Consider the following 19532-nt stretch of genomic DNA (forward strand, 5'->3'; position numbering starts at 1 on the left):
TAACTGCAAGAATGGTTCCATGACTGAAGCCGACGTTTCCACTGCCCCCGTTGTCCTGTGGTCCACTCCCGACGAAGAGCGCTCGGGAAGGCCGCTGCTGGTTCTGCTGCACGGCTACGGTGCCAACGAACAGGACCTGCTCAGCCTGGCCGATCTGTTGCCCGGTGATTTCGCGGTGGCGTCCGTCCGCGCCCCCATCGCCATGGGTCCGGGGTTCACCTGGTTCCCGCTGACGGATTCCGCCGACTATTCACTCGATGCGGTCAAGGACGCCGCCGCCTTTGTGCTGGAATGGCTCGACGGCGTCAAGGGCGACCACCCGTCCGTCACCCTCCTGGGGTTCTCCATGGGAATGGCGATGGCCACCACGCTGCTCAGGCAGCGGCCCGCGGACTTTGCCGCCGTCGTCGGACTTTCCGGCTTTGTGGTGAACGCCGGAGGGGATCCGAGTTTCCGCGACGACGAACTGTACGGCTCCGTCCCCCTGTTCTGGGGTCGCGACCAGCAGGACCCCGTCATTACGCAGGACAAGATCGAATACACCATGGGCTGGGTGCGGAAGCACGTGAAGCTCACGAAGGTCCTCTACGCAGGGATGTGGCACGGGATCAACCAGCAGGAGATCGGCCACGTTTCCGAATTCCTCACCCACGAGGTGCTGAAGAAGTAGTCCCGTAGCCGGCCGGCCGCGGCGGGCCGGCCGGAAACGCTAGGAACCGGCGGGTGTGAGAATCCGCACGGTACGGCCGTTCACCGTCACGGTGTCGCCGTGATGCAGCTGCCGGCCGCGGCGGTCGTCGATCTCGCCATTGACCTTGACCAGCCCGTTCCTGATCAGCTCCGTGGCTTCGACACCGTCCTCCACGAGGCTGGCCAGCTTTAGGAGCTGGCCCAGGCGGATCATGTCGTCGCGGATGGGGACCTCTTCGATTTCCGGGTTGCTCATACAAGCAATGATGCCTGACGTAAGGTGAATCCAGTGACCCATGCACCCCGTCTCCCTCTCATTGCAGGACTGCCGATGGCCGTAGCCGCCGGACTCGCCATCCCCGTCCAAGGACGGATCAACGGTGCGCTGGGCGCCCGTTTGAACGACGGCATCGCCGCGGCCGTGGTGAGTTTCACCACGGGACTCATCGTGATGATCGTGGTCTCGCTGGTCCTGCCGCGGGGGCGCCGCGGCCTGGCCCAGATCCTGCCCGCGCTCCGGGAACGCCGGTTTCCGCCGGTCTACGTGATGGCCGGCGGCATCGGCGCCTTCTTTGTCTTTGCCCAGTCCTTCACTGTGGGATTGCTGGGTGTGGCGCTGTTCACGGTAGCCACCGTCACCGGGCAGACATTGAGCGGGCTGCTTGTGGACCGGCTCGGCATCGGCCCCGCCGGTAAGAAGTCCGTCACCGGCATACGCGTGCTGGGCACCGTGCTGACTATCGCGGCCGTAGCATGGGCAGTGTCCCCGCGGTTTGGCGGTGCGGGCGCCGGCGGTGCGGAGCCGGCCCAGCTGTTCCTGCCGGTACTCCTGCCGGTTATTGCCGGGTTCCTGATGAGTTTCCAACAGGCAATGAACGGGACCGCCACGGTGCACTACGGCACACCCATCGCGGCCACCCTGGTGAATTTCATCTCCGGTGCCACAGTGCTGTGGCTGGCGTGGCTGATCAAGCTGGCTGTGGCTGGGGCGGGCAACGGACTCCCAGCGGAGTGGTGGTATTACCTGGGCGGGCCCATGGGCTGCGCATTCATCGGGCTGGGCGCGCTGCTGGTCCGGAGCCTCGGGGTGCTGGTCACCGGGCTGGGCATGATTGCGGGCCAGCTGCTGGGGTCACTGGGCCTGGATCTTGCCTTCCCCGCACCCGGAACCGTGGTGGCCCTGCCCACAGTGCTCGGCACGGTCCTGACCCTCGGCGCGATTGTCCTGGCCACCCTTCCCTGGCCGCGCGGCGCCCTCAAGCGGCAGCCGGGCCGGTAGGCTAGGACACGCAGCTTCCTGCACATCTTTCCTTCGTACCGCCCCGTCCGGCAACCGCCAGGCACAGGGGCCTAGAAACCGCGCGGACCGCACCCAGCGGCCCTGTAGAAATTGGAGTTCCCCATGGCAGCAAAATCCGTTCTCGACCAGGTCATCTCACTCTCCAAGAGGAGGGGCTTCGTTTTCCAGGCCGGTGAAATCTACGGTGGCTCCCGCTCTGCCTGGGACTATGGACCCCTCGGCGCCGAGCTGAAGGAAAACATCAAGCGCCAATGGTGGCAGTCCGTGGTCCGCGGCCGCGAGGACGTGGTGGGCCTGGACTCCTCCGTGATCCTTCCCCGCCAGGTCTGGGAAGCTTCCGGCCACGTGGAGGTCTTCTCCGATCCGCTGGTGGAATGCCTCTCCTGCCACAAGCGCTACCGTGCCGACCACCTCGAGGAAGAGTACGAGGAAAAGAAGGGCCGTCCGGCCGAAAACGGGCTGAAGGACATCGCCTGCGCCAACTGCGGAACCCGCGGCGAATGGACAGAGCCGCAGGAATTCTCCGGCCTGCTCAAAACTTTCCTTGGCCCTGTGGCCAACGAAGAAGGCATGCACTACCTGCGCCCGGAAACCGCGCAGGGCATCTTCGTGAACTTCAACAACGTGCTCACCACGTCCCGTAAGAAGCCGCCGTTCGGCATCGGCCAGATCGGCAAGTCCTTCCGCAACGAGATCACGCCCGGAAACTTCATCTTCCGCACCCGTGAATTCGAGCAGATGGAAATGGAATTCTTCGTCGAGCCGGGCACGGACGAGCAGTGGCACCAGTACTGGATGAAGGAACGCATGGACTGGTACACCGGTCTGGGCCTCAAAGCCGAAAACCTGCGCTTCTTCGAGCACCCGCTGGAGAAACTGAGCCACTACTCCAAGGGCACCACGGACATCGAATACCGCTTCGGCTTCCAGGGCTCGGAGTGGGGCGAGCTGGAAGGCATCGCCAACCGCACGGACTTCGACCTCACCACGCACTCCAAGGCTTCCGGCCATGACCTGAGCTACTTCAACCAGGCCACCAACGAGCGCTACACCCCGTACGTGATCGAACCCGCCGCCGGCCTGACCCGCTCCTTCATGGCGTTCCTGATTGACGCCTACACCGAGGACGAGGCACCGAACGCCAAGGGCGGCGTGGACGTCCGCACCGTGCTGAAGCTGGACCCGCGCCTGGCCCCCGTCAAGGCCGCGGTCCTTCCGCTGAGCCGCAACGAGGACCTGTCCCCGAAGGCCAAGGCCCTGGGCGCGCAGCTGCGCAAGAACTGGAACATCGACTTTGACGACGCCGGCGCGATCGGCCGCCGCTACCGCCGCCAGGACGAGATCGGCACCCCGTTCTGCATCACCGTGGACTTCGACACCCTCGAGGACCAGGCCGTCACCATCCGCGAACGCGACACCATGAGCCAGGAACGAGTCTCCCTGGACAAGGTGGAGGGCTACTTGGCCGCGCGGCTGATCGGCGCCTGAGCATGGCCATCGAATACCGTGAATGGCGCGACGGCGATGACCTTGCACTGCTTGAACTCTGGGGCGGCCCGGAGACCGAGCAGGCACGGCAGTTCCGCGGCACCCTGGCGCCCTCGGGCAACTCGCCGTGGCGCCGCTGCATCGTGGCCGAGGACGTCGTGGACGGCGTGGCCATCCCGGTCGCGGCGGCCGTGGTCCATGAAGCCTCCCTTCATCCCGAGCGGCTCTGGTCCTACATTGAGGTGGCAAAGGACCACCGCCGTGCGGGTGTCGGATCCACGCTGCTGACCATGCTCCGGCACGAAGCCGGCCAGGCGCCGTCGGGCGTGTCCAGGCTGCGGACCAAAGTGGAACCGGGCACCCCGGGAGCCGCGTTCGCCGAAGCTGCCGGCCTGGTTCCCATCCAGCGCTCACGGCTTGTTGTCGTGGAGCCGGGGGCGCTCAAGCTGCCGGTTTTCGGCGACGGGTCCGAGGCCGCGGCCTCGGAGCAGATCGAGGACCTCGCCACCGGCTCGGTGGAGCTCAGTGACGTGGTGGGCCGGTACTACACGGCCGTGCACGGCTGGGACAGCCCGGGCGAGCTGAGCATCGGCACCGTGCAGCGGCTGTTCCTCGACGAGCTCAGCGGGGCGCACGGCGCGATCGTGCTCCGTGCACCGAAGGCCAGCGCCTTCGGCCCGGGCGTCCCGGCCAGCCGGAAGGGCCGGCTTGAGGCGTTTGCCATTAGCTACGCGGAGTTGGCCCCCGGGGGCGGGAACGCGGCGGCTGACGGCGGAGGGGCCGCATCGGTCCAGCCCACGGACGTGTTTGTCGGCCACGAGCCGAAGCTGTCCGAGGAGGAAGCCCGCTCCGCCGTCCGCGACCTGCTGGCGCTCATCGCGTTCCAGCATCCCGTGGTGCTGGAACTGGACGACTCGATGACTGCCTTGCGCGCCGTCGTCGAACCTTTGCTGGAGGACGGCAAGGCCAGCCTCCGCGGCACAGAGACCCTGGTGGTTTCCGACCCCGCGTAGGCTCCGGCCTGCTGATAGTCCAGACTGACCCGCAGTAGGTGACTACTGCGGGTCGTTCCGTTTAAGCTTTCTGCCGTCCGCGCGCCGCGGCCTTTTGAGCCTTCCGTCCGCCCGCGCGCCGCGGCCCTTCGGCCTGATCCAGCCGCCGGCGTTCCTCTTCCGTGGGGGCACCGCCGCCCAAGTGAGCGGGCATCCACCAGGCCCCGGGCCGGGGGGTGAGCGGAAAATCGGCGATGGCGGCGTCAATCCCGGCCTGCAGGATCTTCATCAGCTCGTCGGTGGCAGGCTGGGCGTCGTGGGCAGGGTCCGGCAGGTCCGCAGGCAGCAGGGGCTGGCCCACGTGGATCCGTACCGGCGCGCGCCAGGCGCGAAGCGGCGAGAACCCGTGGTGCCGGGTCATCAGCCGGTGCGAGCCCCAGACCGAGACGGGGATGATCGGCACGCCGGCTTCCGCCGCCATCCGCACGGCTCCGGTCTTGCAGTCGCGGACGGTGAAGCTCCGGCTGACGCCCGCTTCAGGGAGGATGGCGATGTATTCGCCTTCGCGCAGTTTCGCGACGGCGGTGTCGTAGGCGCCGCCGCCCGAACCGTAGGGAACCACAACATGCCCGGCAGCGCTGATGGCAGGACCCGCGAACCAGTGGTCGGCCGCGCCCTGGGTGACCAGATAGCGCATCTCGGCACGGTTGTTCCACCACAGGAGCAGCTCGGCAAACGCAAAATCCAGGTACCCGAAATGGGTGATGGCCACCACGGCCCCCTCGCCCGGGACCACCTGGCGCGACGAGCCGTTGAGCGGCCCTGGTGGCGGCAGGTGTTCCCGGCCCGTGATGATGACACGGATCCCGAAGAGCCGGCGAAGCGCCAGCCCGGTGCGGACAATGACGCGGTAGAAGCGGTCGTTGGACTTCGGCCGCCAGGCCATCTCAGCGGCCGCCTGCCGGCCGCCGAGGAGGCCAGGGGACAAAGCCCGACGTCGACTCAACGTACTCCTTGTACCCCGGCCGGGCGGACATCGCCTTCTCCGTAAGCGGCTTCCCGGTCTTGCCTGCGAGGGCCCAGACCATAAGGGCGGGGGAGAGGACGGTCAGGATTCCGGGCCAGGAGTCCGCGGCTATCAGGAAAAGTCCGGTCCAGACTGCGGCATCACCGAAATAGTTGGGGTGGCGGGTGTAACGCCACAACCCCGTGTTGAGCACCGTTCCCTTCCTGGACGGATCCTTCTTGAACTGTGTCAGTTGCCAGTCGCCCACCGTTTCGAACACGAAGCCGACCACCCACAGCACGACTCCCAGGATGGCAACCCAGCCCGGCGCGCCGGTGGCGAACATTCCCACCTGAACCGTGAGGGACACGAACAACATCACCATGCCCTGGGGCAGGTAGACACGGCGCAGTGCATACACATTGCGGGAGCCAGGGGCGTCGCTGAGCATCGCCTCGTAGCGGGGGTCCTCGTGGCCGCCGCGGGCGCGCCAGCCGATGTGGGCACCGAGGCGGAGGCCCCACACGCCCGTCAGCAGCAACAGCAGGAGCCGCCGCCCGTCGTCGCCCGTTCCGGCGGAGAGCAGCCACGAGACCGCGGCGACGGCAACGAATCCGGGCCCCCAGGCCACGTCCATGACGGAGTGCCTCCGCTGCGCCACGGCCACGGCGAAGGTGACCGCCAGGACGGACGCCACGGCCAGTGCCGTCCAGGGCAGGCTCGCCAGGAATTCGTTCAGGGGAAAAGCGGCCATCGTCACAGCACTACCGGGATACCGGGGTCGGTTGCGGGCAGCAGGGCGTCAAACCCGGGGCCGCCGTCCAGTTCCACGTCGGCGGTTTCGGCAAACGCCTTGAGGACAAAGCCGGTTGCCAGAGTGTGCCACAGCCGGACCTTCCGGAACATGAAATGGCCGGCCCCCGCCAGCGAAACATAGCGCAGCTCCTTGGCCCCGGCGGAGGCGCGCCGGGCGAATTTCAGCGATGCGGCGGGGCTGGTCCAGCGGTCCGTGGTGCCGTGCACAATGAGCACCCGGCGCCCGGTGACATTCCCGGCCGGGGTCTCGGCGCTCAGCCACGGAGCCAGGGCCACGACCGCATCCACCTGGGGATCGTCGGCTGCGCAAATTGCGGTGAGCCCACCCATCGAGTGCCCCAGCAGGTACACGGGCACACCCGGGTGTTCGTCGTGGATCCGGGCGAGGGCCCACCTGGCATCCTGCAGCGGTGACATGTCCGGGCCGTTCCAGCCCCGGACACTGTTGCGAAGCGTCCAAACCGCCAGTCCGTGGCTGCCGCCGGCCCGGTGCAGGTGTTTTGCGAAGGGCACCATGCGGGCAGGGCTCAGGTGGCGGGCCTCCACGGGCTCGTAGCTGTGCGAGCGGCCGCCGTGCAGCACCAGTGCCACGCCGCGGGTGACGCCCGCGGCCTCGCGCACCGTCAGTACGGGTTTGGTTTTTCCGTCGTCATTCCTGCGATTACCCATGCGGGCCTCCAGACTCCTCGTCCTACAGTTATAAACCCACGGGTTCCCGTGTTTAGTTCCGCTGTTCAGTGCCCTTCCGGCATCCAGCCGCAGCCGGAAGAGCCCGGCGTCCCGCGTTCCGGGCTTTCACACGGTGTTCGGAGCGGCAGTCCGCGAAGATTGGCGGCCGGAGGATGCCGTGGTTCCCAGTAAAGTGCAGGCATGAGGTTTTACTGCTGATGGGTGCCGGACACTCGCACGGCCACACAGACCATTCGGTTCCGACACCCGGGGCCCTCGCCGCGCGCAAACGGGCCAACTGGCTCCTCGCGGCGGTGCTTATTCCGCTGACGCTCCTGACCCTGGCAGCCATGGTCATGATGTGGCCGTCCGGGAACAAGGCGGACCTGAAGCTGGCCAGCCCGTACGCGGCCGCCCCCGGCGTGACCTTCGATACCGGCACGATCCAGCGCGTGGTGGTGGAAAGCTGCACGCAGGGCACTACCGGCCAAAACACCACCGCCCAGCCCGGCCCGGGGCAGGGCACTGCCCAGGATGCCCCGCAGCCGGGGAATGACTGCACCTTCGCATTCACCGAGCCGGACAAGGGCGGAAACCCGGTCAAGGTGGTGATCAACCCGGACGTGGTGAAGTCCCACGGCGTCAAGGTCGGTGACGACATCCGGTACCTGAACCTCTCCAACGCCCAGGGCGCGTCCGGTCAGGGTGCGCCTGCCTATATCTTCGTGGACTTCGTCCGCACCCTGCCCATCATCCTTCTGGCCGTCCTTTACGCCGCCGTGGTGATCGCCGTGGCGCGCTGGCGCGGGCTGCGGGCGCTGATCGGCCTTGTGGGCGCCTACGCGGTGCTGGTGACGTTCATGCTGCCCGGGCTCGTGGAGGGAAAACCGCCCCTGCTGCTGGCGCTGGTGGGATCCACTGTGATCATGATCGGGGTCCTCTACTTTGCCCACGGCTTCTCGGCGCGAACCTCCACGGCATTGCTGGGCACCATGTTCGGCCTGGGCATCACGGCGCTCCTGGCGGCCTGGGCCACCGACGCGGCAAACCTGGCCGGCGTGGGCAGCCATGATGCCGCCACGCTGGCGAACATTTCGGACAATATCTCCATCTCCGGCATCATCCTGTGCGGATTGATCATTTCCGGACTCGGCGTCCTGAACGACGTCACCATCACCCAGTCCTCGGCGGTGTGGGAACTCTACGAACTGGCTCCGGAGACAAGCGCCCGCCAGCTCTTTTCCTCGGCCATGCGGATCGGCCGCGACCACATCGCCTCCACCGTGTACACCATCGCCTTCGCCTACGCAGGGGCGGCGCTGCCCATCCTCATCATCGTGATGCTGTACGACCGCCCGCTCGGAGAGGCGCTGACCAGCGCTGAACTGTCCGAGGAAGTCATCAGGACACTCGTCGGTTCCGTGGGACTGGTGCTGGCCATCCCCGTCACCACCCTGATCGCGGTGCTGGTGGTCAAGGCCACCGGGATCAGGCCCGGTGCCGCCGCGGCACCGGCCGGCACGGCGTCCGGCCGGAACGCTTCCGGGCGGCCTCCCGTGACGGCCGACGACGTCGGGGACACCGGCGCGCTCGCGGCGGCCGCTGCGGTCACACGCGGCGCACGGACGCGTCCCTCGGATTCCCTGACGCCCCGTGAGCCCGCTCCGGAACCCATGCCCGGCAGCCGGCGGGCGAGACGGGCCGCAGAAGGGGAATAGCAGGATTCGCCCCCGCCGGAGAGGCCATCCGGTGGCCGGCTCGCCGATTTGCCCGGCTTTGAGACAATGAACGGGTGACTGTTGTAGCGACTCCTCCCGCCCCCAAGCTGGAACTCCCGCCCCTGAAGCTGGGACCCCTCACGGTGGACACCCCCGTGATCCTGGCCCCCATGGCGGGCATCACCAACTCCGCCTTCCGCAGGCTCTGCCGTGAATACGGCGGCGGCATGTACGTGGCGGAGATGGTCACCTCGCGTGCCCTCGTGGAGCGCACCCCCGAGTCGCTGCGGATCATCTCCCACGACGACGACGAAAAGGTCCGCTCCGTCCAGCTGTACGGCGTGGACCCCGTGACCGTCGGGCAGGCGGTCCGGATGCTTGTCGAGGAGGACCGGGCGGACCACATCGACCTCAACTTTGGCTGCCCCGTTCCCAAGGTGACCCGGCGCGGCGGCGGATCAGCCCTGCCCTGGAAGATCGACCTGTTTACCTCGATCGTCCAGACGGCCGTCAAAGAGGCGTCCAAGGGCAACGTCCCGCTCACCATCAAGATGCGCAAGGGCATTGACGAGGACCACCTCACGTACCTCGACGCGGGCCGCATCGCACGTGATGCCGGCGTCGCCGCCGTCGCCCTCCACGGCCGCACCGCGGCGCAGTTCTATTCCGGCCAGGCTGACTGGTCCGCCATCGCCCGGCTGCGAGAAGCGCTGCCGGACATTCCGGTCCTGGGCAACGGCGACATCTGGTCCGCCGAGGATGCCGTGCGCATGGTCCGAGAGACCGGCGTGGACGGCGTGGTGGTGGGCCGCGGCTGCCAGGGCAGGCCCTGGCTGTTCGGGGATCTCCAGGCGGCTTTCGAAGGCAGCGACACCCGCCACAGGCCGAACCTGCGGCAAGTGGCGGAGGGCGTCTACCGGCACGCGGAACTGATGGTGGAAACCTTCGGCGACGAAGGCAAGGCCCTGCGGGAAATCCGCAAGCACATGGCGTGGTACTTCAAGGGATACGTGGTGGGCGGGGAACTGCGCACCAGGCTTGCCCTGGTCACCAGCCTTCAGGTGCTGCGCGATACGCTGGCCGAGCTGGACCAGGATTCCCCGTACCCGGGTGCGGACGCCGAAGGCCCCCGCGGCCGCGCCGGTTCGCCCAAGAGGCCGGCGTTGCCCAAGGACTGGCTGGAATCCCGGGCGCTGAACGCCGAACAGTCCCAGGACATCTCCGCCGCGGAACTGGACGTGTCAGGTGGCTGAAACCCGGACCACAGCACCCGTGCTGCCGGGCTACGAAGCCCACGACTCCGCCCGCTGGGTGGAGGAACCGCCCAAAACCACCTACCGCTCCGACTTCGAACGGGACCGGGCACGCGTCCTGCACTCGTCCGCGCTGCGCCGGTTGGGCGCCAAGACCCAGGTGGTTGCCCCGGACACTGACGACTTTGTCCGGACCCGGCTGACGCACAGCCTGGAAGTGGCCCAGGTGGGCCGCGAACTGGGCCGGACGCTGGGTTGCGACCCCGACGTCGTGGACACCGCCTGCCTCAGCCACGACCTCGGCCACCCGCCGTTCGGGCACAACGGCGAATCCGCGCTGAACGAGATGGCGCACGGCATCGGCGGATTTGAAGGCAACGCCCAGACCCTCCGGCTGCTGACCCGGCTGGAGCCCAAAGTCCTGGCTGCGGACGGAACCCCGGCCGGACTGAACCTCACGCGTGCCAGCCTTGACGCCGCGGCCAAGTACCCGTGGTCGGCATTGAATGCCCCGGTGATCCACGGCCAGCGGACCAGCAAGTTCGGTGCCTACGAGGACGACCTCCCCATTTTCGACTGGATCCGGGAAGGGGCGCCGGAGCGCAGGTCCTGCCTGGAGGCCCAGGTCATGGACCTTGCGGACGACATCTCCTACTCAGTGCACGACGTCGAGGACGCCATAGTGGCAGGCCACTTCCAGTTGCGCTGGATGGACAATCCGGACCACCGCGCCCGCGTCGTGGGGTACGCCAAGCAGTGGTACCTGCCGCACAACGACCCCGCTGCGATTGATGCCGCCCTGGCCCGGCTGGAGGCCACGGACGTCTGGGTGCGCGAGGCCGACGGCAGCCGCAAGGCGATGGCCGCGCTGAAGGACATGACCAGCCAGCTGATCGGCAGGTTCTGCCAGAGCGCCCTGGAGACAACCCGCGCCGTGTACGGCCCCGAGGACCTCACCCGCTACAACGCCGAGCTGATGGTCCCGGACGAAACCGTGATGGAAATCGCGGTCATGAAGGGCCTGGCCACAACGTTCGTGATGACCACCGAGCACCGCCAGCCCATCTACGAACGCCAGCGCGAGGTCCTGCATGCGCTGGTGACGGCACTGAACGCCACCGGAGACCGCCACCTCGAGCCGATGTTCGCGGCCGACTGGCGGGACGCGGCCGACGACGGCGCGCGCCTTCGCGTGGTCATCGACCAGGTTGCCTCACTCACCGACGGTTCCGCGCTGGCTATGTACGAGCGGTTGGTCGGCAGCCTGCCGTCGCTTTGGTAATCGCGCCGGTGACGGGCACCATAACCGGCGAACCGGCGTCGTACCCGGGGACTAGGATGGCTCTGTGGCCGGGCTGATCAAACGCGAAGATATTGACGAAGTACGCCAGCGCACGGACATCAAGGAAGTCGTGGACGGCTACGTCACGCTCAAGGGCGCCGGGCTGGGCTCCTTCAAGGGCCTGTGCCCGTTCCACGATGAGCGTTCGCCGTCGTTCACCGTCCGTCCCCAGGTGGGCAGGTACCACTGCTTCGGCTGCGGCGAGGACGGCGACGTCATCTCCTTTGTCCAGAAGCTGGACCACTCCTCGTTCCATGAGGCCGTGGAAAAGCTGGCGGCCAGGATCGGCTTCGAACTTCGCTACGAAGACGGCGGCACCGGCCCCAGCCGGGAGGACGTGGGCAAGCGCCAGCGCCTCCTGGACGCCCACAAAGTGGCAGACGAGTTCTTCCGCGCCCAGCTGCTGACTCCCGGCGCCTCGGAGGGCCGCAACTTCCTGCACGGCCGCGGCTTCGACCGGACGGCTGCTGAGCAGTTCGGCGTGGGCTACGCCCCGCAGGGCTGGGACGCGCTGCTCAAGCACCTCCGCGGCCGGGGCTACACGGATGCCGAGCTGAAGCTGACGGGCATGTTCTCCGAAGGCAACCGGGGTATCTATGACCGGTTCCGCGGCCGCCTGATCTGGCCCATCCGTGACATCGCCGGCGACACCATCGGATTCGGCGCCCGGAAGCTCTATGAGGACGACCAGGGCCCCAAGTATCTCAATACCCCGGAAACCACGCTCTACAAGAAATCCCAGGTGCTCTACGGCATCGACCTCGCCAAGCGGAACATCGCCAAGGAACGGCAGCTGGTGGTGGTGGAGGGTTACACCGACGTCATGGCCTGCCACCTGTCGGGGATCACGACGGCAGTGGCCACCTGCGGAACCGCGTTCGGCGCCGACCACATCAAGATCGCCCGGCGGCTGTTGTCCGACGACGGCACCGGGGGAGAAGTCATCTTCACCTTCGACGGCGATGCCGCCGGCCAGAAGGCCGCCCTGCGCGCCTTCGAGGAGGACCAGAGATTCGTCGCGCAGACCTACGTTGCAGTGGAACCCACCGGCGCGGACCCCTGCGACCTCCGGCAGGCCCGGGGCGACTCCGCCGTCCGTGACCTGATCAGCAGCCGCCGTCCGCTGTTTGAATTTGCCATCAGGGCGTCGCTGAAGCGGCACAACCTCGACACCGTCGAGGGCCGCATTGCGGCCCTGCGGGAGTCCGCCCCGGTGGTGGCCCAGATCCGTGACGCAGGTATCCGCCCCGGGTACGCCCGGGAACTGGCAGGGTGGCTCGGCATGCCAGTCGAAGAGGTCAGCCGCGCGGTGGCCGTCGCCGCCAAACGGGCTGCCCAGGGAGACACGCCCGCAGGCAGCGGCGCAGCGCCGGGCATTGCCGAACTGCCGGCGTCGGGCGTTGTGCCGTCCTTCAACAGGCCGGACCCCCGGGACCCCGTGGCGTCCATGGAGCGCCAGGCGCTGGAAGTGGCGCTCCAAGAGCCCGCGATGCTGGCTGGCGGGACCTGGGACCGGTTCAGTGCGGCGGGGTTCCGGACCCCTGCCTACCAGGCCGTCCACGACGCCATGCGCGCCTCCGGGCCGGGGCTGACCGGCGATCCCGTGCGGTGGGTGGAGCAGGTGATGAACGAAGTGCCGGAGCCCCTCCGTCCGCTGGTTTCTGAGCTCGCCGTGGTGCCGCTGCCGGCAAGCAACGCGGAAGGCGTGCTCAGGTACTGCCGGGACATCCTCGCGCGGCTGTTCGAACTGCAGATCACCAGGGTCAAGGCGGACAAGATGGGGCAGCTGCAGAGGCTGGATGCCTCGTCCCATCCTGAAGAGTTCCAGCGGCTGAACCGTGAGCTGATGCTTCTGGAAATGGAGCGCCGTTCACTGCGTTCCGATGCGTGAACTCAGCTGCGCGAACCCGCCCGGAGAAGTGCGGCGCCGCTCGCCGCGGGTTCCCGATTTCACTTCTGATTTCGCTTCCGGCCGGTGTGTTTGCTAGGCTAATACCCGCTTCATTCCTCCTTAGCTCAATTGGCAGAGCATTCGACTGTTAATCGAAGGGTTGCTGGTTCAAGTCCAGCAGGAGGAGCGCACAGTCCCCGTTCCGGGCCACCGGAACGGGGACTTTTTTATACCCGGGCGGGGTATTCCTCCATGCTGTGGCAGCCGATTTCACATTGGGGCAAAACCTTTGCTAATGTCGTACCTGCTTCATTCCTCCTTAGCTCAATTGGCAGAGCATTCGACTGTTAATCGAAGGGTTGCTGGTTCAAGTCCAGCAGGAGGAGCGGACGGGCCCCGAGGCCGGCGAACAGCCGGCCACGGGGTCCTTTTTTATTCAGGCTTCAGACGAAGTCCATCTCCACCTGCAGGAAGCGTTCTGCCTCATCGATGGCAGCACGGAACGCCTCCTCCTCGGTGGGAGATTTCCGCGGCTCCCGGGGATGCCATTCATGCGGCGCTGAATGCACCCTGGTGAAGCCGCTGTTCGGCGGGGCATAGAAGATACCGAACCGCTGCACGGGCCACTCCGGGGACGTCTCCGGGGCAACCAGGAGCGCAGCGTTGAACGCGGGGTTGAACCACTGGGCGATGGGACGGCGCCGGTCCTCAGTGAAAAGTCCGGCCGCGTAGAGTGCTGCCGACTGCGGACTGGTCTGTGCGCACAACCGTTCCCACCACAGGGGCAGGATGCCGGTGTCGCATCGCTGCCAGGTGGCCGGAAGGGGCGGATGATGCTGCTGCCAGTCGGGCACAGAACAACTTTATCGCGCGGGCAATTTCCGGAACAGGGCCACTAAGCCCGTTCGCCCGAGACGTGTCAGGGCCGGTTCCAGGGGCCGGGATTGACCCGGTAGAGCAGTGCGGAGCCGGCGATCGCCCCCAGGATGATGCCCATCGCCGGGTTGCCCATCGTCCTCCCGGCAAAGTAGCCGGCGACGCCGCCGAGCACCGCGCCGAGGAACAGCCCCCTGCGGTTGCGGTTGAGTCGTTTGGCCATGGCTCCAGCGTACCGGGAGGGATGCGCGCGCTAGTGGATGGAGGGGACCGTCCGGGGGCGGACCACCAGCCACAGTGCCGCTGCGGCCAGCAGGATGCTCGTGGCCTGGACTCCGCCCATGACGGTTGCCGAGATGTCGCCGAACCAGCCCACCACCGGGGAGACTATGCCGGCCATCATGAAGGTTGCTGCTCCCAGCAGCGACGCCGCCGTTCCCGCCTGCGCCCCGTGCTTGGAGAGTGCCAGGACCTGGACGCAGGGGAAGGTGAAACCTGTGCCGAGGATGTAGAACCAGAGCGGCACCATCACGCCCCAGAGCCCCAGGCCGAGCTGGTCGAAGATGACAATCAGCACTGCCATCAGGAACATCCAGGCGGTGGAACAGGCCAGGATCCACTGCGGCGGAACCCGCCGGATAACCCGCGAGCTGGTCTGCACGCCTGCCACGATGCCCAGCGAGTTGATTCCGAAAAGCAGGCCGTACTCCTGGGGCGAGAACCCGTACACATCCTGAAACAGGAAGGGGGAGGCGGACAGGTAGGCAAAGAGCCCGGCGAAGTTCATGCCGCCGAGCAGCAGCAGGCCCACGAAGATCCGGTCCGAGAAGAGCAGTTTGTAACGCTGGCCCGCCGTCAGGCCCGATTTACCCCGGAGTTCGCGGGGGAGGGTTTCGCGCACCAGAAGGATGGCGGCGGTGATCACCAGCGTGCCGTAGCCGGCCAGGAAGTAGAAGATGCCCGGCCAGGGCATAACCAGCAGGAGCTGCGAGCCGATGACCGGCGCAAGGATCGGGGCCAGCCCGTTGACCAGCGCCATCCGGGAGAACATCCGCACCATGGCGTAGCCCGTGAAGAGGTCCCGCACCATGGCCATGGCCACCACGCCGCCACCGGCGGCGCCGATGCCCATCACGACCCGGAACAGTCCCAGCGTGGCCAGGTCAGTGGACAGCGCTGCGCCGAGCGAGGCGGTGATGTGCAGGGCGGTGGCAAGGATCAGCGGAAGCCTTCGGCCGAACTTGTCGCTCAGCGGCCCCACCACCAGCTGCCCCAGGGCAAAGCCCACGGTTGTACCGGTCAGCGTGAGCTGCACTTCAGCCTCGGACACCCCGAGGCTTGCCTCAAGGGCGGGGAATGCCGGGAGGTAGAGATCGATTGTAAAAGGGCCCAGTGCGGTCAGGGCGCCGAGGAGGAGGATGTACAGGATTTTCCGGTTGCGGCTCAGGGAGTCGCCCGGATTGGCGGGAATGCTCACAGGGACCAATCCTATGGCGCTCAGATCATACTTTTACAGCGTTGGAGGGCGCGCCACGGGTTATTAGCCGAAGAAGGGGCCGAACCTGAATGATAGTTTTGTCAACGGGGTGTGTGTGAAGCCGCGCAGGCCCCCGGAATCCGACGGAATCCGAATCAAAGATGGAACCAGTAAGGCGGGATCGATGAGCGGACGACACAGCGGCCGGACAACTAGCGGACTGAGTATTGCGGCGCTGCCCAAGACTCTGAGGCTGGTTGCCAAACTCGCGCCACGGCAGCTCAACGACGAAATCGCCCTCGCGAAGATCGAGCTGAAGCGCAAGGGCATCCAGGTCGGGGTGGCTGCAGCGTTCCTGGCCGTCGCACTGGTGTTTGTCGCCTTCCTCGTCACCGGACTCATCGTTGCGGCCATTATGGGGCTTGCCACCATCATGCCCGCCTGGCTGGCTGCCCTGCTCGTATGCGCCGTCTTCCTCGTCATCGCCCTCATCGGCGCGCTTATCGGCATGAGCAAATTCAAGAAAGCCATGCCGCTTGTGCCCGAGGACACGATCCGCGGACTCAAGCACGATCTCGGCATCGTGAAGGAAGGCTCGGAATTCAACCCTGCTGTCCTGGATCCCACCTCCGAGCAGGCGAAGGCCGCCAAGGCCGCCAAGGAAGCGAAGGCGGCTCAGGAAAAGGCGGAGAAGGAGGCCAAGGCCGCTGCTGAAAAGGTTGACGTGCCCGCCCCCACGGAAGCCGAACTGCGGAGCCGGCTGGACAAGCGCCGCCGGCACCTGACGGGCGTCCGCGACGAGCTGGGCGAGGAACTCGACCTCAAGACCCAGGCGCAACTCCTGCTGGGCGCAGCCGAAGCCGGGCTGAAATCAGGCAAGGTGCGGGTCGGCCACCAGGCAGAAACCCTCAGCCGCTCGGCAGCCAACCTGCTCAACCGTGCAGGCGAGAGCCAGGCCGGAGTGCGCTGGAAGCCGCTGGCTGCACTGGCGGCGTCGGCCGCCGTCCTTGTAGTCCTCCTCCGCAAGCTCCTCAAAGGCTAGCGTCGCCGGCACCACCCAGGCAGTCGAAGCGGGAAGGGAAGGAGGTTAGGGATGAAGTTCATCAACGCGGGCGCACGTCCGGGCCAGCGGCACGTGGACAGCGATGCCGTCTTCACCATCCCCAACATCCTGACGGTGGTCCGGTTCATGGGCGTGCCGCTGTTCATCTGGCTTGTCCTGTGGCAGAAAGAGTATGCCCTCGCCACGATCGTACTGGTGATCATGGGCAGCACGGACTGGGTGGACGGGTACATCGCCCGTCGCTTCAACCAGACGTCCAGGCTGGGCCGGATCATGGATCCGGTGGCTGACCGGATGGCCCTCATTGCCGTCGCCATCACCCTGGTGATCGCCGGCGTCGTGGAGTGGTGGTACCTGACGGCGCTGGTGGTTCCCGATGCCATCCTGATGGCCGTTTCGCTGTACTACTTCCACAGCCACCCGGATCTGCCCGTCAGCCGGATCGGAAAGGTCCGCACCGCGCTCCTCCTCGTGGGCACCCCGCTGCTGGTGCTGGCCAAGCTGCCCATCCCGCTGACCGAAATCTACTTCGTAGCGGCGTGGATCTTCCTCGGCCTCGGGCTGATCGGCCACTGGGTGGCCGCCTACAACTATTTCCGGGCCATCATCCGTAAGGGCAGGCTCAAGGCCGCGAACGACGGCGGACGCGGCTGATGGTGTGGCTCGCCGTTTTCCTGGCGGTGCTGGGCGCCTTTTGCCTGGCCATCGGCGCGCAGCGCCAAGGCAGCGCGGTGAAAGCGGATACGGGCGGCCTTGCGCTTAGCACGCACGGCTTCCTTCGCCTCATCCGCAATCCGCGCTGGGTCTTCGGGCTCCTGCTGCTATGCGCCGGCATGGCGATGAACGCCGTCGCCCTCGTGTCGGCGCCGCTGACGGTGGTGCAGCCGATCGGAGCCATTGCCCTGGTCATCACCACAATCGTCAACGCCAAGGACCAGGGCCTGAGCATCAACCGGGCCACGGTGGTGGCCATCTCGGCGTGCGTCACCGGCTCGGCGATGTTCGTCCTGCTGGCGGTCAACGTGACGCAGGAAAACCACCATGTGAGTTTCGACGACGAACTCACCATCGTGCTGCTGCTCGCCCTCGCGGTGGGCGTCTTCGGCACGCTGGCACTGGTGTTCAAGCACCGGATGAGCGCCTTCATCTACATTCTCGGCGCGGGGGTGCTGTTCGGATTCGTGGCCGTCCTGACCCGCATCATCGGCAAGCACCTGCTCGACCCCAACGGGCTCGCGCTGCTCAACGTGCAGTGGTATTCGGTGGTGGCCATCGTGGCGGCCGGCGGGCTGGGTTCGTGGTTTGTCCAGTCGGCGTACTCCGGCGGGCCGCCGGACCTCGTCATAGCGGGACTGACCGTTATCGACCCCATTGTTGGAATCGCCATCGGCATCGCCATCCTCGGCGAACTCCGGTCGGATGTCCACGCCGTGCTGGCGATTGCCATGGGGGCGGCCGCTTCCCTTGCTATCGTGGGGGTAATCGCCCTCTCGCGGCACCATCCCGAAGTGACCAAGCGCAGGAAGGACGCGCGCAAGGCCGCAGGGCGTGTGTCCTAGGGGCGACTGATACCCAGACTTCGCCAGAAGTCCCGGCGCGACAGCGCCGGGGGCCAGCCGGCCGCCACAGCAGCGCTGACCGCACCGTGACCACCAGGAGCTCTCCCCGTGACCTTGCCCGACAGCCAGCAACCACTCACCATCCTGATTGCTGCGGACACCTACCCGCCCCACGTCAACGGAGCCGCGCAATTCGGATACCGTCTGGCCAAGGGCATGACCGCACGCGGACACAATGTCCATGTGCTCGCGTGCCGGCCGGACAAGGGCAAAAGCTTCACCGAGTTCCGCACTGAGGGCACCGTGCACCGGATCCGCTCCCATTCAGTGCCCACGCACGAGTACTTCCGCATCACGTTCCCCTGGGAGATCAAGAAGGAGATCAGCCTCCTGTTTGACCGCGTCAAGCCGGACGTGGTGCACATCCAGAGCCACTACATGATCGGCGAACACGTGCTCTACGAAGCCGAGCGGCGCGGCGTGCGGATCATTGCCACCAACCACTTCATGCCGGAGAACCTGAACCCCTTCCTGCCGTTTCCGCAGTGGTTCAAGGACATCGTGGGACGCATCTCCTGGAAGGACATGGGCAAGGTGATGGGCCGGGCTGACGTCGTCACCACGCCCACGCCGCTCGCAGCCAAGGCCATGCATCAGCATGCCTTCCTTCGCAAGGTCCTGCCGCTCTCCAACGGCATTGATTCGGCCGCCTATGAACTCCGCGAGGGCGAGGTCATGGAGCGGCACCCGTATCCCACCGTGCTGTTCGCCGGCCGTCTGGCGGAGGAGAAGCACGTCAACATCCTCATCGACGCGGTGGCAAAGACCCCGGCTGAGCTGAATGTCCACCTGGAGATCGTCGGTGGAGGCGAGGTCCGTGCGGCCCTCGAAGCGCAGGTGGCACGGCTGGGACTGGAACCGCGGGTGAAGTTCCTGGGCCTGGCCAGCGATGCCGAACTGCGGGAGGCCTACATCAAGGCGGACCTGTTCTGCATGCCGGGAACGGCTGAGCTCCAGTCGTTGGTCACGTTGGAGGCCATGTCCGCTTCCACCCCGGTGCTGCTGGCGGATGCGATGGCGCTGCCGCACCTGGTGCGCGACGGCGAAAACGGCTACCTCTTCACCCCGAATGACAGCGACGACCTCGCCGCCAAGATCACCCGGGTGCTGCAGCTTCCGGCCGAGGAGCTCGCCGCGATGGGCAAGGCCAGCCGCTGCATGGTGGAGCCGCACAGCATCCAGGGGACGCTGCAGACGTTTGAAGACCTCTACCGCGGGGCCACCTACGACGACAAAGTGGTGTAATTCCCACGCCGTGCCAGCCAATGCCGCCGGCGCCGGGGTGCTGGTGCGCGTAACAGGCGAATACTATTGCTAGAGTGTTTTTGCCCC

At 66.7% G+C, this 19532-nt stretch carries 19 protein-coding genes and 2 tRNA genes; 14 read left to right on the top strand and 7 right to left on the bottom strand.

What is annotated here, in order from left to right:
- Positions 1-19: 19 nt before the first annotated feature.
- The gene (locus ARTH_RS06725; RefSeq protein WP_011691188.1) at positions 20-670 is read left to right on the top strand and encodes an alpha/beta hydrolase; all 651 of its coding nucleotides are present in this window, start codon (positions 20-22) and stop codon (positions 668-670) included.
- 39 nt (positions 671-709) lie between these two features.
- Here the strand turns inward: ARTH_RS06725 and ARTH_RS06730 are convergent, their stop codons facing one another.
- Complete coding sequence (locus ARTH_RS06730; protein WP_043429568.1) at positions 710-946, bottom strand: RNA-binding S4 domain-containing protein; 237 nt, start codon at positions 944-946, stop codon at positions 710-712.
- Positions 947-979: 33 nt separating this feature from the next.
- Between ARTH_RS06730 and ARTH_RS06735 the strand changes: the two genes are divergently transcribed.
- The 3 genes from ARTH_RS06735 (at position 980) to ARTH_RS06745 (ending at position 4491) form a co-directional block, all read left to right on the top strand.
- A complete protein-coding gene (locus ARTH_RS06735) occupies positions 980-1969 on the top strand; it encodes a DMT family transporter (RefSeq protein WP_043429570.1) in 990 nt (329 codons plus the stop codon).
- A gap of 123 nt (positions 1970-2092) precedes the next feature.
- Positions 2093-3478 (top strand): glycine--tRNA ligase, encoded by a 1386-nt coding sequence (locus ARTH_RS06740; RefSeq protein ID WP_011691191.1) that lies wholly within the window; start codon positions 2093-2095, stop codon positions 3476-3478.
- A gap of 2 nt (positions 3479-3480) precedes the next feature.
- The gene (locus ARTH_RS06745; RefSeq protein WP_011691192.1) at positions 3481-4491 is read left to right on the top strand and encodes an N-acetyltransferase; all 1011 of its coding nucleotides are present in this window, start codon (positions 3481-3483) and stop codon (positions 4489-4491) included.
- Positions 4492-4552: 61 nt separating this feature from the next.
- Here the strand turns inward: ARTH_RS06745 and ARTH_RS06750 are convergent, their stop codons facing one another.
- Genes ARTH_RS06750 through ARTH_RS06760 form a run of 3 tightly spaced genes read right to left on the bottom strand, consistent with a single transcriptional unit; the run spans position 4553 to position 6961 of the window.
- Positions 4553-5416: a lysophospholipid acyltransferase family protein gene (locus ARTH_RS06750; protein ID WP_011691193.1), complete on the bottom strand. Its 864-nt coding sequence runs from the start codon at positions 5414-5416 to the stop codon at positions 4553-4555.
- 1 nt (position 5417) lies between these two features.
- Positions 5418-6230: a DUF1295 domain-containing protein gene (locus ARTH_RS06755; protein ID WP_011691194.1), complete on the bottom strand. Its 813-nt coding sequence runs from the start codon at positions 6228-6230 to the stop codon at positions 5418-5420.
- A gap of 2 nt (positions 6231-6232) precedes the next feature.
- Positions 6233-6961, bottom strand: coding sequence for an alpha/beta hydrolase (locus ARTH_RS06760; protein WP_011691195.1), 729 nt, complete (start codon positions 6959-6961; stop codon positions 6233-6235).
- A 218-nt stretch (positions 6962-7179) separates the two neighbouring features.
- Here ARTH_RS06760 and ARTH_RS06765 point away from each other — a divergent pair, with 218 nt between their 5' ends.
- The 6 genes from ARTH_RS06765 to ARTH_RS06790 all read left to right on the top strand — a co-directional run bounded on the left by ARTH_RS06765 (position 7180) and on the right by ARTH_RS06790 (position 13551).
- Entirely contained in the window at positions 7180-8679 is a 1500-nt protein-coding gene (locus ARTH_RS06765) for a YibE/F family protein (protein ID WP_011691196.1), read from the top strand.
- A 74-nt stretch (positions 8680-8753) separates the two neighbouring features.
- The gene (gene dusB / locus ARTH_RS06770; protein ID WP_011691197.1) at positions 8754-9932 is read left to right on the top strand and encodes a tRNA dihydrouridine synthase DusB; all 1179 of its coding nucleotides are present in this window, start codon (positions 8754-8756) and stop codon (positions 9930-9932) included.
- Positions 9925-11214: a deoxyguanosinetriphosphate triphosphohydrolase gene (locus tag ARTH_RS06775; protein ID WP_011691198.1), complete on the top strand. Its 1290-nt coding sequence runs from the start codon at positions 9925-9927 to the stop codon at positions 11212-11214. The genes dusB and ARTH_RS06775 overlap by 8 nt, the downstream gene beginning before the upstream one ends.
- A 64-nt stretch (positions 11215-11278) precedes the next feature.
- On the top strand, positions 11279-13165 hold the full coding sequence (gene dnaG, locus ARTH_RS06780) for a DNA primase (RefSeq protein ID WP_011691199.1): 1887 nt from the start codon (positions 11279-11281) through the stop codon (positions 13163-13165).
- Between the two features lie 114 nt (positions 13166-13279).
- Positions 13280-13352 (top strand) — tRNA-Asn (locus tag ARTH_RS06785).
- Between the two features lie 126 nt (positions 13353-13478).
- Positions 13479-13551 (top strand) — tRNA-Asn (locus ARTH_RS06790).
- A 57-nt stretch (positions 13552-13608) separates the two neighbouring features.
- On the opposite strand, the gene ARTH_RS06795 is transcribed toward ARTH_RS06790, so the two are convergent.
- From ARTH_RS06795 to ARTH_RS06805, 3 genes are all read right to left on the bottom strand, one after another.
- Positions 13609-14019, bottom strand: a complete 411-nt coding sequence (locus tag ARTH_RS06795; RefSeq protein WP_011691200.1) for a hypothetical protein — start codon at positions 14017-14019, stop codon at positions 13609-13611.
- Positions 14020-14084: 65 nt separating this feature from the next.
- Complete coding sequence (locus ARTH_RS06800; RefSeq protein ID WP_011691201.1) at positions 14085-14264, bottom strand: hypothetical protein; 180 nt, start codon at positions 14262-14264, stop codon at positions 14085-14087.
- Between the two features lie 30 nt (positions 14265-14294).
- Positions 14295-15518, bottom strand: coding sequence for a multidrug effflux MFS transporter (locus ARTH_RS06805; RefSeq protein ID WP_011691202.1), 1224 nt, complete (start codon positions 15516-15518; stop codon positions 14295-14297).
- Positions 15519-15702: 184 nt separating this feature from the next.
- On the opposite strand from ARTH_RS06805, the gene ARTH_RS06810 reads away from it, so the two are divergent.
- From ARTH_RS06810 to ARTH_RS06825, 4 genes are all read left to right on the top strand, one after another.
- Positions 15703-16560 carry a phage holin family protein gene (locus ARTH_RS06810; RefSeq protein ID WP_043429575.1) on the top strand — a complete coding sequence of 286 codons (858 nt, stop codon included), beginning with the start codon at positions 15703-15705 and terminating at the stop codon, positions 16558-16560.
- A 51-nt stretch (positions 16561-16611) separates the two neighbouring features.
- Entirely contained in the window at positions 16612-17235 is a 624-nt protein-coding gene (locus ARTH_RS06815) for a CDP-alcohol phosphatidyltransferase family protein (protein WP_011691204.1), read from the top strand.
- A complete protein-coding gene (locus ARTH_RS06820; RefSeq protein ID WP_011691205.1) occupies positions 17235-18140 on the top strand; it encodes a DMT family transporter in 906 nt (301 codons plus the stop codon). Before ARTH_RS06815 ends, ARTH_RS06820 begins: the two co-directional genes overlap by 1 nt.
- Positions 18141-18248: 108 nt before the next feature.
- Positions 18249-19445 (top strand): glycosyltransferase, encoded by a 1197-nt coding sequence (locus ARTH_RS06825; protein WP_011691206.1) that lies wholly within the window; start codon positions 18249-18251, stop codon positions 19443-19445.
- Positions 19446-19532 lie beyond the last annotated feature (87 nt).

This window comes from Arthrobacter sp. FB24, assembly GCF_000196235.1.
GTDB lineage: Bacteria > Actinomycetota > Actinomycetes > Actinomycetales > Micrococcaceae > Arthrobacter.